Genomic DNA, 14,327 nt, shown 5'->3' with positions numbered 1-14,327 from the left:
GCATGCAGAAACGAAAAGGTATCATCCTTGCGGGAGGTTCGGGAACTCGGCTGTACCCGGTGACACAGGCTATTTCCAAGCAACTCCTCCCGGTGTATGATAAGCCTATGGTCTATTACCCGCTTTCAACGCTGATGTTGGCAGGTATTCAAGAAATCTTGTTAATTTCTACACCAGAAGACACTCCACGATTCCAAGCTCTCCTTGAAGATGGCCACCAGTGGGGCCTTGAACTCAGCTATGCTGTGCAACCTTCCCCCGGCGGCCTGGCACAAGCCTTTCTTATAGGAGAGCAGTTTCTGGATGGTGCGCCTTCAGCATTGGTGCTGGGAGACAACGTCTTTTATGGCCACGATTTTCATCGTCTTTTACAACATGCCCAGGATCAGGAACAGGGGGCAACAGTGTTTGTCTACCATGTCCAGGACCCAGAGCGGTACGGTGTTGCAGAGTTTGACCTTGACGGTACCGTTATCTCTCTTGAGGAAAAGCCCAGCCAACCCAAATCAAATTACGCTGTCACGGGCCTCTATTTTTACGATGGCAAGGCACCAGAGCTGGCAAAATCACTCAAGCCTTCCCCACGGGGGGAATTGGAAATTACCGATCTCAATCGTCGCTACCTTGAACAAGGCCAGCTGCAGGTGGAGATTATGGGCCGCGGCTATGCCTGGCTTGATACCGGGACCCATGCATCACTGCTCGATGCCGGGCAGTTTATCGCGACTCTGGAACAACGGCAGGGACTCAAGGTGGCCTGCCCGGAAGAAATTGCCTACCGCCAAGGCTGGATAAGCGCAACAGAGCTTGAACAGCTTGCCCACCCCTTACGGAAAAGTGGGTATGGCGAATATCTCTTACGAATTTTGGAACGAAAGGTTTTTTAATGAAAGCCACGCCCCTTGCTATAGCAGAAGTCGTTCTGCTTGAACCGAAAGTCTATGGAGATGACCGAGGTTTTTTCTTTGAAAGCTTCAACCAACAACAATTCAATACGGCTATAGGGCGTGAGGTCTTATTTGTTCAGGATAACCACTCTCGCTCTGCCCAGTATGTGCTGCGTGGCCTCCACTATCAAATTGAGCAAGCACAGGGCAAACTGGTTCGGGTGGTACAGGGGGAAGTCTTTGATGTCGCCGTTGATATACGCAAATCTTCCCCGACCTTTGGCCAGTGGGTTAGCACCCATCTCAGTGCTGAAAACAAATACCAACTCTGGGTACCAGAAGGATTTGCCCACGGGTTTGTCGTGCTGAGTGAGACTGCTGAATTTATCTACAAAACAACAAATTACTACGCACCGGAACACGAACGAGCAATTATTTGGGATGACCCAACACTGGCAATTGACTGGCCGTTGTCCCATGAGCCGGTACTTTCGGCCAAGGACAAAATCGCTCCACTTTTTCAAAAAGCCGAGTTCTTTGCCTGATATGGACCTCCCCTGCCTCAACACCCTTGCAGACGGTTCGATAGCCCTACGCCTCCATGTGCAACCACGTGCATCATCAAATGGGATTGCAGGCCTGCAGGGTGACCTTCTTAAGCTGCGCCTGACCACCCCGCCGGTTGACGGCAAGGCAAACAAGGCAGTTATCGCCTTTTTGGCAAAACTGCTCAAAATACCAAAGTCAAAAATTACCCTGAAAAGTGGGCACCAGAGCCGCAGTAAGACCGTTATCATTAAAGGCGTTGAAGCAGAGCACCTAGTGCAGGTCATCAAAGGATGTATTCAATAAGGACCGTGTAATGAAAAAAGTAATACTGGCCAACTGGAAAGCGAATCTCTCTTTGCCACGGGCAGAGTCCTGGTGCGAAACTTTTGCCCAGTTCTACCGACCGCAGGAACGTATTGAAATAATCATTGCGGTTTCGCCCTTTATGCTGGATCGCATAGCGCAAAAGATTGGTTCATTACAGGGCATATCGCTTGCCGTCCAGGGAATATCGTCCTACCCCCAGGGAAGCTATACCGGCTCCACCCCCGCAGCCTGGGTACGGGGGCTTGCCCAATATACTCTTCTAGGTCATTCTGAACGACGCCGCTATTTTCATGAAACCGTGCAGGATGTGGCCCGGCAGGTTGCCGAATCCTTAAGTGAGGAATTGCAGCCTATTATTTGCGTTGATCAAAAACTCATTACCCAACAAACGGCAGCATTGGCGGCAGAAGAGTTGGAGCATGCCCTCTGGGCCTATACTCCAGACACCCCGGCGACCTTTGAAATGGCCCGAAGTGTCTCCGATATTGCCGCCATACTTCCGCAATTCAGGCAAAAAACAGATAACCGCCCTGTACTCTACGGTGGTGGCGTGACCGCTGAGAATAGTGCGGCGTTATGGCGTGTTGAAGGATTGGGCGGCGTTATGCTCGGAAAAGCATGCCTGGATGCAAAGATTTTTGCTTCGCTGGTGAACTCTTTATCTGCTTGATAGGCAATGACTCGGCGTAGGTTAAGGTGAGGAACGCCCCCCAACGCTATCATTTTCTTTCGCCATAGACATTGTTGCCCACCTTGGCACCAACACCCCAATCTGGAGCAACCAACCCAGCTTTGATATAACGGTGAATACTCGAATACGGCCAATCGGCCGCATAGGTTACATAGCCGTGTTTGACCGGGTTGAAATGGATATAGTCAACGTGTCGTTCAAAATCCTCCTCGTCTTGAATAAGGTGCTCCCAATAGCGGCGTTGCCAGATACCACGCTCCCCTTTACTCAGTCGACTTTTGTTCCGATATTCACCTTGCGGAATATTTCGTGAAAAGCCAGCTTTGATAAGCATCCACAGTTTGGAATAATTTGCCTCACCAGGGGGTAATGTCCAGACAGCGTGCATATGTTCAGGCAAAATCACCATCGCGTCAATAATAAAAGGATGCCGCTTTTTTACTCTACCAACAACTGTCCGCAGAAGTTCAATGTAATCGACCAAAAGGGAAGAGTCCCTTTCTGCAAGATTAACTGTGAAAAAATAGGTACCGCCCTCCACTTGTGAGCGCCGGTATTGCATGGATTTCTCCGCTTCTGTATACAATGTTGGGGTTCGTTCCTCACCCCAACCTACCGAAACCCAGGAATCACAGTGTAGGTTGGCGGTGACGAAGGAACCCCAACGCAAAATGACACTTCTCAAATTAAGCTGAACCGGGGATGATCACATAGAAAGCAAACGCCGGATTCGCTCATCCATAGGCGGATGGGTGGAGAACAGCGAAGCAATGGAACCACCAGAAAGCGGATTGACAATATACATCTGGGCTGAGGCCGGATTGACATTCATAGGCCGCTGGGCGTTGTAATTCGCCAGCTTGTTCAGCGCGCTTGCCAATGATTTGGGATGCCCGCAAATTTCAGCTCCTGTGGCATCCGCCAGGTACTCTCGACTCCGTGAAATGGCCATTTGAATCAGGGTGGCTGCAATAGGTGCCACAATCATACTCACCAACATCACCAGAGGATTGCTTCCTCCCTCTTCGTCGTTTCCACGCATTCCACCAAAGAGCATTGCCCACTGAGCCATGCTGGCAAGATAAGAGATCGCACCGGCCATGACCGCTGCAATGGAGCCGATGAGGATATCACGATTTTTTATATGCCCAAGCTCATGGGCAATCACCCCTTCCAGCTCATAACGATCAAGCACCTGCATAATGCCCGTGGTCACTGCTACTGCCGCATGCTCAGGATCACGCCCGGTGGCAAAGGCATTGGGTGTGGGATCATCAACTACATATACCTTTGGTTTGGGCAGCCCTGCCCGACTGGCCAGATTGGCGACCAAGGCATGCAGATCTGGAGCCTCATGCACAGACACTTCCCGTGCTCGGTTCATGGACAAAGCCATTTTATCCGAGTTCCAGTACGCAAAAAAGTTCAACCCAACTGCCAACAACAGCGCTATTATCATTCCCTGCTGTCCTCCCATGGCTCGCCCCGCGACCATAAAAAGTGCGGTCAAGGCGGCCATGAGCATAAAGGTCTTCATTGTGTTCATAGTCTTCTTCGTTATCTCGTTGGTAAAAAGATTTCGGTGGTAATCAAATAAAAATTAGACCTGCCGCAACCTACCCACAACTAAGATCCCCAAATCGACGGAACGCAGGTAGGTTGGCGGTGAGGAACGAACCCCAACAGCAATGGTTCACGGATGGCAATGGGTTCCGGGAAACACACCAACCCTTTGTGCCCCCAATTCCCGGTGGGCACAAACTGCCTGCCCACCCTACCTTGCTACCTTGCTCCCGCCGTCACGGATTCATGAAAAAAAGTAAGCGGCCAGAGGCTAAAGTCAAGAAAAGGGAGCCGCAAAAAGCGTACTCCCTTCTCAAAAAACATCCAATTTCAAGAAATAAAGGATTCCTTAAGGAATCATCCCCAGGATAGCCTGTACGAGTTTATCCGCTCCTTCACCAATCTGATCGATGCGTGATTCCAGCATGTAGCAAGGGGTGGTGACAATCTTATTTTCTGCATCAACAGCAATTTCGCCCTGCATGGTAGGATGGTGGGCAGCTCCCATAGCAGTAATATTTTCTGCTGTGCCTGCATCCTGGCCAATGGTCAAGTTCCCTTTGCCCAAAACCTTGGCCACAATAACAGGGGCGATGCATAAGGCACCGATGGGCTTGCCACACTTGTGCATTCCTTTGATAGCATTGGCCACATCCGGGTTGACGGTGCAATTTGCGCCATCAAAGGCGTAACTGCTTAAGTTCTTTGCCGCACCAAATCCTCCTGGAAGAATCAGAGCGTCATAAGCATCCGGATTAAACGTTGCCAGGGCCGCTATTTTTCCCCGGGCAATTCGTGAAGACTCTATGAGCACATTCCGTTTCTCATTCATCTCCTGACCAGTGATATGATTGAGCACGTGATGTTGTTTGATATCGGGCGCGAAGCATTGAAAATCCGCTCCGTTTTTATGAACAGCCCAGAGCGTCATCGTCGCCTCATGAATTTCTGCACCATCCTGGTGACCGCAACCTGCGAGTATAACGGCGATATTTTTTTTCTGCATACTGTCCTCCATCAAAGAGGGTCTTTATTTAAGCCTGCCCGTTTTGGGGCAAACATAACATTACCCTGAATCTGTGAGCATTCATCGGTGCGTCAGTTTCGTTGTTTGTGGCATACCGATTAAAGTAAACTTTATCGGCATGTTACAGACAACGAAGGTGACGTGCTGATGAATGCCCCAAAGGGTGGCGGGTGAAACTGAACAATACATGAATTTGTTAAGAGAACTTCGTCTCATTAAAAAGAAGCATTGTTCAGTGCCCACCCGCCGTCACGGATTCAGTATTACGAGTCGAGCGAATAGATCCCCGGTAGATTACGAAATCTTTCCGCGCAATCTAAACCGTATCCGACCAGAAAGCCCTGATCAAGCGTAAACCCTACATAATCAACGGAAATTGACACAGCGCGGCGCTCTAGTTTGTCAATAAGGGAACAGATTTTAACCGAGCGTGCTCCTGATTGATTGAAGTGTTCCTGTAACCAGGCCATGGTTGTTCCCGTGTCGACAATATCTTCAACAATCAAGACGTCTTTTCCTGTCATGTCCAGTTTTGGCTCCATGAGTAGCCGAATTGATCCTGATGATTCTGTAGACGCTCCGTAACTGGCAACGCGGATAAAATCGATTTCAACTTCTATATCAATTACCCTACAGAGATCAGCAGCAAAAATAAAAGCCCCGTTCAACACGCCGACCATAATCAATTTTCTTCCCTGGTAGGCAGCGGTGATCTGTTCGCCAAGTTCAACGATACGTTTATCTAACTGCTCAGGACTGACCAGTATTTTTTTCGTTTCTTGACCTTGCTGAGACATGCTTTCACTCTCCCCTGGCTGGTCATTCTAAATTTTCAAGTTCTAGCTGAATCCGTGAGCATTCATCGGTGCGTCAGTTTCGTTGTTTGTGACATTTCGATTAAAGTAAACTTTATCGGAGTGTTACGAACAATAAAGGTGGCGTACCGGTGGAGCCCCCAAAGGTGGCGGGTGAAGCTGAAAAGGGAATGTGATTATACATACATCCTCGTTTATTTTAGTGGATCTACTGTTCAGCGATCACACGCCGTCACGGATTCAGATTTTACTCACTCTTCCACTGCTGCAAAAGAGCTTGTGCCTTTGCCTTTTCCGCGAAGGGCTGCTCCTGGGCCAGGGTCTTTTCAAGCTCGGAGATAGCCTCCTGTTTTTTCTCCTCTCCATAGAGTGCCAGTGCCAGATGATATCGAAGAACCGGCATGGTTTCGTTCTTTTCTACCGCCTGGAAAAATTCGTTGCGAGCCAGAGAGTAGGAGCCTCGTTTGTAGTGGACCCACCCAAGGGTGTCTATGATATGTACATCGTCAGGTTTCTGCTGTTTAGCAACCATGGCCAGGCGGAGAGCCTCACCAAGATCCGGATTTTCACTCTCAGCAATCATCCAGGCAAGATTATTGGCAGCAGGTGCAAACTCAGGATTAATCTTCAGGGCTTTGATGTACTCCTCTTTGGCAAGCTCACGCTCACCAGACTGCTCATAGATAGAGCCCAGTCCCATGTAGGCGCCAATAGCTTTAGGCTGTTTAACCAGCAGTTCTTTGTATTCGGCAATAGCCTGATCTTTTTTCCCTTGGCGGGTCAGGATCAGTGCGCTCATGGCATAAGGCTGGGGATTGTTCGGATCCAGTTCTTGGGCTTTGGTATAGAGTGACAGTGCTTTCTCGACCTGTTTATTGCCCAGATAGAGGTTGGCCAACAAAATGTGCAAGCCGCTGCTTTTAGGAGCCTTTGCGAGCTGCGCCTCAGTCATGGCAATGAGATCATCCTGCGAGGCTCCTGCTTTTTTCTTCAGACGAAGCAAAAAAGTATAGGCCTTGGCATTGTCTGGCTGTAGCCTGAGCAGTTTTTCAAAGGTTTCTTTCGCCTTATCCTCCTGCTTCAACCCGATGTAGGCAAGCCCCAGACTACCCAAAACCTCAATGTTCTCTGGAACCTTTGTCTGCAGTTCGTTAAACATTTTTGCTGCTGTTTCATACTCTTTACTGAACAAGACAGCCTTGGCCAGTGTAAGGGCAGACTGAAAATCACGAGCGTTCAATTTCAGAGCAGTTGCAGCCTCTTTTTTAGCAACCTCAAAATCCCCTTCCTGAAGAGCAAGAAGTCCTAAAAGAGCATGGGCCTTGGCAAAACCAGGGCTGAATTTAATAGCCTCGGAAAGTGCCTCTTTGGCAAGGTTGAAATCTTTCTGGTTGCTGTAAGCCACAGCCTTTACAAAGTAGAGTTCACCCCATTTCGGGTAGTCTCCCAGTAAACGAGTAACGGTATCAAGAGCCTCTTGATTTTTTCCTTCTTTGAGAAAAAATTTCGCCTGCGCCAATTTGGCCTGCGCATTTTTATCGTTTTTGCTCAGGGCCTTATCCAGATTTTCTTTTGCCTGCTCAAATTTGCCAAAGTCAAAATAAAAGTTCGCCAGTCGTGCCTCGACCTCTTCTGGCTGTTCTGCCGTTTTCAAGGCATCCAGGTAAACCTGCTCAGCCTTACTGAACTTCCCGTTTTTGGAATAAAAGTCGGCAATGGCAAACTTCAGTTTGATATTTTTCGGATCAACTTTAAGTGCAGTCGTGAGGTGCTGCTCCGCCGCCTCAACATTACTATCTCGCAAATCCAGGGATGCCATCTGTAGATATGGCTGGGCAGAATCGGGAAAGGCCTTGGCCATTTTCTCCAGCAGATCTTTGGCCTTGGAGTTCTCTTTTTGCTCTACATAAAAGCCAACCAATGTTGCGTAGTTGCTCAATTTGTTTCCATTCAACTCAAGAGCTTTGAGAAAGGCTGTCTCTGCTGCTGGATACTGCTTATCAACAGCTAAAATACGTCCCTTGATTGCATACAAACGATCCTCTTCGGGGCTCGCAGCAATGGCTTTATTAATCGCACTTAAGGCCTTGGTTGAATTTTTATCTATCAACTCAAGATTAGCCAACAGTGCCAGGGCGTCTTTGTTTTCGGGTGCCAGGGACAAAACATCCTCTATGTTTTTCCGGGCATCCTCTTTCTTTTTGGAAAGCAGGTAAAATTCTGCCGTCTTAATTTTTGCGTCAAGATTCTTTGGATCCAAGGTCGAGGCACGCTGTAATTCACCAAATGCCTGGCGTATATCACCGCTTTTCAAATAGAGCAAACCAAGCTGATAACGAGCATCAGCATATTTAGGATCGGCCTGAATCGCGTTACGGAGCTCTATAATGGCTTCCTTTTCCTTCTGTTGCTCCAGGTAAGCCATTGCCTTACTGTAATATTCTTCTTTCTTTTTGGCGTTATCCGAACAACCGGCGAGAAAAAGCATGCCCAGTAGCGGCAAGCAAAGAAGGGAGAATGTCAAAATTTTTCTTCCGTGCATAATTGCTCCAAAAAAAGGGTGAGGTTGTGTATTATGCGAACATAAGTCTGAATCCATGTGCATTCAGCAGTACGTCAGTTTCGTTGTTCATTGAGCAACTGCCCTCACGAATTCAGAATAAACGTAGCCTGTAGTATACAACAAGTTCTTAAAATTGACGTAAAAGTAATTATGTAATGTTTTCTCCATGGGACATGCCCGCCCCAAGCATATCAAAGAGGCAGGAGAAAAACATTGATTTTACATTCTTACTTTGGTCTATCGTATTTATGTATAGCGCAATTTTTGTCAAATTATTTATTATTTTGATACATTCAGCGAGGTGTCTATGAAAACATCGTCCTTGGTCATCAAAGCCATCATTTGCTTGAGCCTGAGCTTGTGCATGCTCACTGTTTCCTGGGCAGCAGAATCCAGTGGTGATTTTAGCGTTTCTAAAGAACTGAAGCAAAAATACCGTCAGGAAATTTTAGGCACGCAACAAGCTGCACAAACAGATAAGGAATACATCATCGGTTACCGAGACATCCTCTACGTTGAGGTCTATGGTGAGGGCTCGATGGCCATCGGTCCCTCTGCACCAGCCTCATCCGGGACGATGCTTGACGCCGCTGAGCCACAAGCTCAGGAGGGTGTGCGTGGCCGCGGTACCGGCTCTGAAGTAGGCATGGATGGACGGGTCTCTCTTCGACATCTGGGTGATGTCTATGTGGTCGGCATGACTCTGGGACAACTGGCCGACTACCTCAAAAAACTCTACAGCACGATCTATGACACGCCTACGGTTATCACCACCCTTCTTCAGAGTAACAGCCGCCAATACACAGTTATGGGCCAAGTGAAGGCACCAGGATTAGCGCATCTTGATTTCCCGACAACCATTGTTAAAGCTATTGCGAAGGCAGGCGGTTTTACCGAATGGGCCAACTCAGAGGTGACCATTATCCGCCAGGGCAACGAACTCATTGCAGATAAAGCGGATGTAAAGACCAAGAAAAAAGTCGAAAAATTCACCTTTGACTATGATGATTTCCTCAAAGGCAAACATCCGGAAAAAAATATTTTACTTGAACCTGGCGATGTTGTTGTTGTCCATTAAACGAGTAATCAACATGCAACGCTTTCAACGCACGCTCCCCCAGGCGACCGCAGCACTCTGCCTGGTTACCTGCTGCTCATTGCCGGTCCAGGCTCGGCAGACAATTCTTTCCGGGTCTATTGGCACTGGCATAGATATTCGTGACCGATCCTATGACCAAGGCAACCATGGGGGGAGCAGCGACGATCAGCAAAAGCTCTCCCTCACCCCAAGCTTCACCCTCAGCTCTGCCGGATTGTACGATCAGTTGAGTTTTCGCTATGCGCCGAGCCTGAACTATGATTTCGTTGATGACGAAAGCTCGCTTGACCACAGTCTAGGACTGACCTATCAGCGCATGTTGAGTTCCCGTTGGACAGTGAATGTTGCAGACAACTTCACCCTCTCCGATGATCCTGATGCGGCATCAAGCTCATACTCCACCGATTCCGGGACAGACAGCACCGGGACTTCTGATACTTCAAGCACAGAAGATACTCTATCCCGGGATCAATTCGGCAGTACTTACTGGACCAACACAGCAAGTCTTCGAACGTCTTATGCGCTTTTCGAGCGGACCACTCTCGGAGGAGGGTACACTTACTCGGTCTTGCGCAATGATTCGAGCGGAACAGGGAGCGGTGACAGCTATGACGAGTATGATAAGCACACTTTCTCTGCAAACATCAGCCATGGCTTTAACGCCTATTGGCGTGGCTCCCTTGGCGGCAACTATACCCGCGGCCTCTACAAAGAACCACCACCAAGCGCCCTTGCCCCCTCAACAAATTCAGATTTAAACCAGTACGGCTTGAATCTTGGCCTTGACTACGTGCAGTCTGTCCGTAATTTTTTTCCCTTCCAATACAGCTACTCGCAAACGCAATACGACAACGACACACGAAGCGACACTCAGTCGCAGCAATGGTCTCTTGGCTGGAACCACTCCTTTGATCCACAGACAACCCTCGCCATAGGCGGTGGACCATCATACGCAAAAACAGAAGGACAGGATGGCACCTGGGGCTACAACGCCTACCTGGACTTCACTAAGCAATACCAACATGCCACCTGGAAGGTGCAACTCAGCAAGCAATACGAAACCAACAATTTCAGCGGCACCGATGAATCTGGACTGACTGACACCTATAGTGCTAAGACTAGCTTCGCTTATCAATACACAAAAAATCTCGGTCTTGATATCTACGGCAGGTACAGTAAAGAATCGCAAATCGATCCACAGGGGAAGTATCGTGACGCTGTCACAGGTTTAGTCACGCAAACACAAACCGGAGACAACACCTATGACAAAGATATCTATGAAATAGGCGCAGGCCTCAGCTACACTTTCGCCCGCTGGTATAGCCTCGGCCTCAAATATTCCTATTATGTCTCTGAAGGACAAACGGAGAGCGACCAGTACGATGAACACCGGATAATGCTGAGCCTCAGTGCGTCCAAAGAATTTTGGCGTTGGTAGGTAAGAGTTGGTAGGGTGGGCACGTAGTTTGTGCCCACCGATCCCCTCCACAACACAGAAACTCTTTACCTTACAATAGATCAACTTACGGCAGTCACGCGCATTTTTAACCTCAGCGTAAAAGATTAAACCATGTAAGGTTTTTCAGCTGTGGGCTATGCTCAAGTGCAGGAAAATTCCCCCAAAATCGCTCATCACTGTTGAATAACAAACATGAATTATAAAAAAATTTTAATCACCGGCGCAGCCGGTTTCATCGGTCACGGCCTGGCATTGCGCCTTCTTGCTGAAGGTCGAACCGTAATCGGTTTGGATAATCTTAATGATTACTATGATGTCCAGCTGAAGCGAGATCGTCTTGTCAACCTGCAAAAATATGACAACTTTCGCCACGAAGAATTCGACATGGCGAACCGAGAGCAGACAGCCGCTCTTTTCGCAACAGAGCAGTTCGATGTTGTGGTGAACCTGGCCGCCCAGGCAGGGGTGCGGTATTCCCTCATCAATCCCCATTCATACGTGGACACCAACCTTGTGGGTTTTGTCAACCTTCTCGAAGGATGCCGCCACAATAAGGTGAAACACTTTGTCTACGCGTCTTCGAGTTCGGTGTATGGTGCCAATACCAAAATGCCTTTCTCAACCCACGACAATGTCGACCACCCAGTTTCGCTTTACGCAGCCTCAAAAAAAGCCAACGAATTGATGGCCCACACCTATAGTCATCTCTTCAATATACCAACAACAGGGCTTCGTTTTTTCACTGTCTATGGCCCCTGGGGGCGCCCAGATATGGCCTTATTTTTGTTCACCAAAGCCATCCTCGAGAATCGCCCTATCGATGTATTCAACAACGGAGAAATGGAACGGGATTTCACCTACATCGATGATATAGTAGAGGGGGTTGTGCGTATTGTCGATCACGTCGCCACAGCAAACCCCAACTGGTCGAGTTATTCACCAGACCCGGCGACCAGTTACTGCCCATGGAGAGTGTACAACATCGGTAACAACAATAAAGAAAAGCTGATGCGCTATATTGAGGTAGTTGAAGACTGCATCGGCAAGAAAGCGCAAAAAAATTTCCTGCCCATGCAGCAAGGGGATGTGCCCGCAACCTACGCCGATGTATCGGATCTAATTTCCGATGTCGGATTCAAACCCGAGACCTCCATCGAAACAGGCATTGGAAAATTTGTTGAATGGTATAGAGGGTATTACAAAATTTGACCCAAGCTGCTTATCCACAGCGGATCCAAGAGCATGTCGCCAACAGGCTCCAGCTAGAAACATGCAGAGAGCAAGGAGCGTGGTCATGCCCGCGACATCAAAGCATACATCACCAAGAAACCACACAACAACCAAGACGCTACCCAACCCCCGAACACCGTAGGTTGGCGGTGAGGCACGAACCCCAACAGCAAAATTACCGGGTTTATAACACCAGGTGCCGGTAACAGTTACCGTAGCACCCCCCCAGAGAGCTTTCTACTCTGCAGCTCAGATTGTCGCGGGATGGCCAGCTCTTTGTACAACCCGAGGTTGAGGAAGGATTCGTGGTAAGGAATGGGCGAATCGCTGATTTCTGCCCACCGTTTTCGGGTCACTGTTGTAACCTCGTTTTTTAGGAGTCTCTTTTTGACATAAGCGATTCGTAATCACGCCCTCCATAAAAAATATTCAGAATCAGGACCGTCTGATTTGCTCCATCCATCACGATAGCCGCCAATGCTTTTTTATCTATGGGGACTATCCGCAAGTCTTTCATGAGATCGTCGCGTTTGTGTCCACGGATCGGAGCTATTGCCAGTTCGTCGCATTGGTTGCGAAGTTTTTCAATGTACGCCCACGCCCTTTCAGGGAAACCACTCTTATCAGCGATATACGTATAAACGTCTTCAAGATCTTTGATGGCATCTGGCATCAAATAGACGTCATATTTTTTCATTGAAACTCGATTTTATGCGTTGCTTGTGAATTCGTTCGATCGCCTTGAAGGCATGCTCGAGCGGTACAGGCTCACCACTTTGTAACGAGGCCTTCAAGCGATTACGAACGAGAGCAAGGCGGGCCTCATGTTCTTCTTGTTGCTGCTGCCAAAAGCGCATAGCTTCTCGGATGACTTCACTCGTTGAACCATAAGCTCCTGATTGAACTTTGCTTTTGATTGTAGCGAGCATATCAGGAGGCAAAGTTATCGTCACCCTTTCAGCTTTTTCAGTTTGCATCATTACCACCTTAATCTCAAATATAAAAGTATGAGTAAATCATACTCTTGCTTGTAAGCTTCGTCAATATGCAACTATTGTGTGGCACTAGCTTTGAAACAAACCAGACTCCGTGACGACGGGTGGGCACTGAACAACGCATCTTTTTAATGAGGCGCGTTGGCCATGCCCACGACATCGAAGTGCGCACCGCCCAAAAAAAAACCTACAACCAGGGCGTTACCCTAAACAGAAATCGTAGGTTGGCGGTGAGGCACGAACCCCAACGACAAAATCACTGGGTATGCAACAGTTTCCAGAGGCCTTCTACTCTGTTTATAACATGCAGGTGGATGCCCCATTCACAGCAATCACCGTGATCCCTTCTGAAACAAAACCGTTTTCACGGTACGAGAGATAATCAGCAAATCAATAAAAATTGACTGGTGCTTTATATAGTACAAATCATACTCTAACTTACGCAGCGCGTCCTCTTCCGAGGCACCATAAGGATAACACACCTGCGCCCACCCAGTAATTCCAGGCTTAGCAGAGTGACGCAGAGAGTAATACGGCAATTTTTCCACCAACTGATCCACAAAGACCGGGCGTTCAGGCCGGGGCCCAACAAAACTCATCTCCCCCTTCAACACGTTCCACATCTGGGGAATCTCATCGATACGGACCTTACGGATAAATCCCCCAACCCGTGTTACTCGGTTATCGTTTTTCATCGCCCACACCGCACCATTTTTTTCGGCATCCTGGCGCATGCTGCGAAATTTGACGATTGAAAAGACCTCCCCTTTTTCCCCAACCCGTTCCTGACAATAAAAAATCGGCCCCGGAGACTCCAGTTTTATCAAGAGTGCAGTAACCAACGATATGGGTGAACTGACCAGCAAACCACATAATGCCAGAAAAATGTCAAGCATCCGCTTGATATGATAGTTTGCTCGGCTACAATCAAATCCATCTGAAAAAATAAGCCAGGCAGGATTGACCTTTTCAACCAATATTTTGCCACTGATGGCTGTAGATTCGCATTCCCGCCGCCCCGAAAATCCGCTTAAATTCTCATGAAGCATTACCAGTAACGAGAAAGTCTCTACCAGTCAAAGTAAGAAAAATGATCACCACGTGGTGTGGTCGTGGATTGCA

Annotated in this window: 15 protein-coding genes; 7 read left to right on the top strand and 8 right to left on the bottom strand. The window is 48.3% G+C overall.

Going from position 1 to position 14,327, the window contains the following annotated elements; all coding sequences use genetic code 11:
- Window positions 1-2 precede the first annotated feature (2 nt).
- Genes rfbA through JWJ90_RS17615 form a run of 4 tightly spaced genes read left to right on the top strand, consistent with a single transcriptional unit; the run spans window position 3 to window position 2,433 of the window.
- Window positions 3-887 (top strand): glucose-1-phosphate thymidylyltransferase RfbA, encoded by an 885-nt coding sequence (gene rfbA / locus JWJ90_RS17630; RefSeq protein ID WP_205228533.1) that lies wholly within the window; start codon window positions 3-5, stop codon window positions 885-887.
- A complete protein-coding gene (rfbC, locus tag JWJ90_RS17625; protein WP_205228532.1) occupies window positions 887-1,432 on the top strand; it encodes a dTDP-4-dehydrorhamnose 3,5-epimerase in 546 nt (181 codons plus the stop codon). The genes rfbA and rfbC overlap by 1 nt, the downstream gene beginning before the upstream one ends.
- A 1-nt stretch (window position 1,433) precedes the next feature.
- A complete protein-coding gene (locus JWJ90_RS17620) occupies window positions 1,434-1,739 on the top strand; it encodes a DUF167 domain-containing protein (protein ID WP_240195019.1) in 306 nt (101 codons plus the stop codon).
- A 10-nt stretch (window positions 1,740-1,749) separates the two neighbouring features.
- Window positions 1,750-2,433, top strand: a complete 684-nt coding sequence (locus JWJ90_RS17615) for a triose-phosphate isomerase (RefSeq protein WP_205228530.1) — start codon at window positions 1,750-1,752, stop codon at window positions 2,431-2,433.
- A 49-nt stretch (window positions 2,434-2,482) separates the two neighbouring features.
- Here the strand turns inward: JWJ90_RS17615 and JWJ90_RS17610 are convergent, their stop codons facing one another.
- The 5 genes from JWJ90_RS17610 to JWJ90_RS17590 form a co-directional block, all read right to left on the bottom strand.
- The gene (locus tag JWJ90_RS17610; protein WP_205228529.1) at window positions 2,483-3,016 is read right to left on the bottom strand and encodes an REP-associated tyrosine transposase; all 534 of its coding nucleotides are present in this window, start codon (window positions 3,014-3,016) and stop codon (window positions 2,483-2,485) included.
- Between the two features lie 144 nt (window positions 3,017-3,160).
- Window positions 3,161-4,000 (bottom strand): zinc metalloprotease HtpX, encoded by an 840-nt coding sequence (htpX, locus tag JWJ90_RS17605; protein ID WP_205228528.1) that lies wholly within the window; start codon window positions 3,998-4,000, stop codon window positions 3,161-3,163.
- A gap of 366 nt (window positions 4,001-4,366) precedes the next feature.
- Entirely contained in the window at window positions 4,367-5,023 is a 657-nt protein-coding gene (gene elbB / locus JWJ90_RS17600) for an isoprenoid biosynthesis glyoxalase ElbB (protein WP_205228527.1), read from the bottom strand.
- A 284-nt stretch (window positions 5,024-5,307) separates the two neighbouring features.
- Entirely contained in the window at window positions 5,308-5,841 is a 534-nt protein-coding gene (gene hpt / locus JWJ90_RS17595; RefSeq protein WP_205228526.1) for a hypoxanthine phosphoribosyltransferase, read from the bottom strand.
- Between the two features lie 265 nt (window positions 5,842-6,106).
- Entirely contained in the window at window positions 6,107-8,401 is a 2,295-nt protein-coding gene (locus JWJ90_RS17590) for a tetratricopeptide repeat protein (RefSeq protein WP_205228525.1), read from the bottom strand.
- A gap of 328 nt (window positions 8,402-8,729) precedes the next feature.
- Between JWJ90_RS17590 and JWJ90_RS17585 the strand changes: the two genes are divergently transcribed.
- From JWJ90_RS17585 to JWJ90_RS17575, 3 genes are all read left to right on the top strand, one after another.
- The gene (locus tag JWJ90_RS17585; protein ID WP_205228524.1) at window positions 8,730-9,500 is read left to right on the top strand and encodes a polysaccharide biosynthesis/export family protein; all 771 of its coding nucleotides are present in this window, start codon (window positions 8,730-8,732) and stop codon (window positions 9,498-9,500) included.
- A gap of 13 nt (window positions 9,501-9,513) precedes the next feature.
- Window positions 9,514-10,959: a hypothetical protein gene (locus tag JWJ90_RS17580; RefSeq protein ID WP_205228523.1), complete on the top strand. Its 1,446-nt coding sequence runs from the start codon at window positions 9,514-9,516 to the stop codon at window positions 10,957-10,959.
- A 213-nt stretch (window positions 10,960-11,172) separates the two neighbouring features.
- Entirely contained in the window at window positions 11,173-12,189 is a 1,017-nt protein-coding gene (locus tag JWJ90_RS17575) for an NAD-dependent epimerase (RefSeq protein ID WP_205228522.1), read from the top strand.
- 394 nt (window positions 12,190-12,583) lie between these two features.
- Here JWJ90_RS17575 and JWJ90_RS17570 read toward each other — a convergent pair whose 3' ends face one another.
- The 3 genes from JWJ90_RS17570 to JWJ90_RS17560 all read right to left on the bottom strand — a co-directional run bounded on the left by JWJ90_RS17570 (window position 12,584) and on the right by JWJ90_RS17560 (window position 14,254).
- Window positions 12,584-12,907 (bottom strand): type II toxin-antitoxin system RelE/ParE family toxin, encoded by a 324-nt coding sequence (locus JWJ90_RS17570; RefSeq protein ID WP_205228521.1) that lies wholly within the window; start codon window positions 12,905-12,907, stop codon window positions 12,584-12,586.
- Window positions 12,894-13,190, bottom strand: coding sequence for a type II toxin-antitoxin system ParD family antitoxin (locus JWJ90_RS17565; RefSeq protein ID WP_240195018.1), 297 nt, complete (start codon window positions 13,188-13,190; stop codon window positions 12,894-12,896). Before JWJ90_RS17565 ends, JWJ90_RS17570 begins: the two co-directional genes overlap by 14 nt.
- 347 nt (window positions 13,191-13,537) lie before the next feature.
- The gene (locus tag JWJ90_RS17560; RefSeq protein WP_205228520.1) at window positions 13,538-14,254 is read right to left on the bottom strand and encodes an exopolysaccharide biosynthesis polyprenyl glycosylphosphotransferase; all 717 of its coding nucleotides are present in this window, start codon (window positions 14,252-14,254) and stop codon (window positions 13,538-13,540) included.
- Window positions 14,255-14,327 lie beyond the last annotated feature (73 nt).

It is taken from the genome of Desulfobulbus rhabdoformis (assembly GCF_016919065.1).
In the GTDB taxonomy this organism is placed as follows: Bacteria; Desulfobacterota; Desulfobulbia; order Desulfobulbales; family Desulfobulbaceae; genus Desulfobulbus; species Desulfobulbus rhabdoformis.
This window is presented reverse-complemented; position numbering and strand designations above follow the sequence as displayed.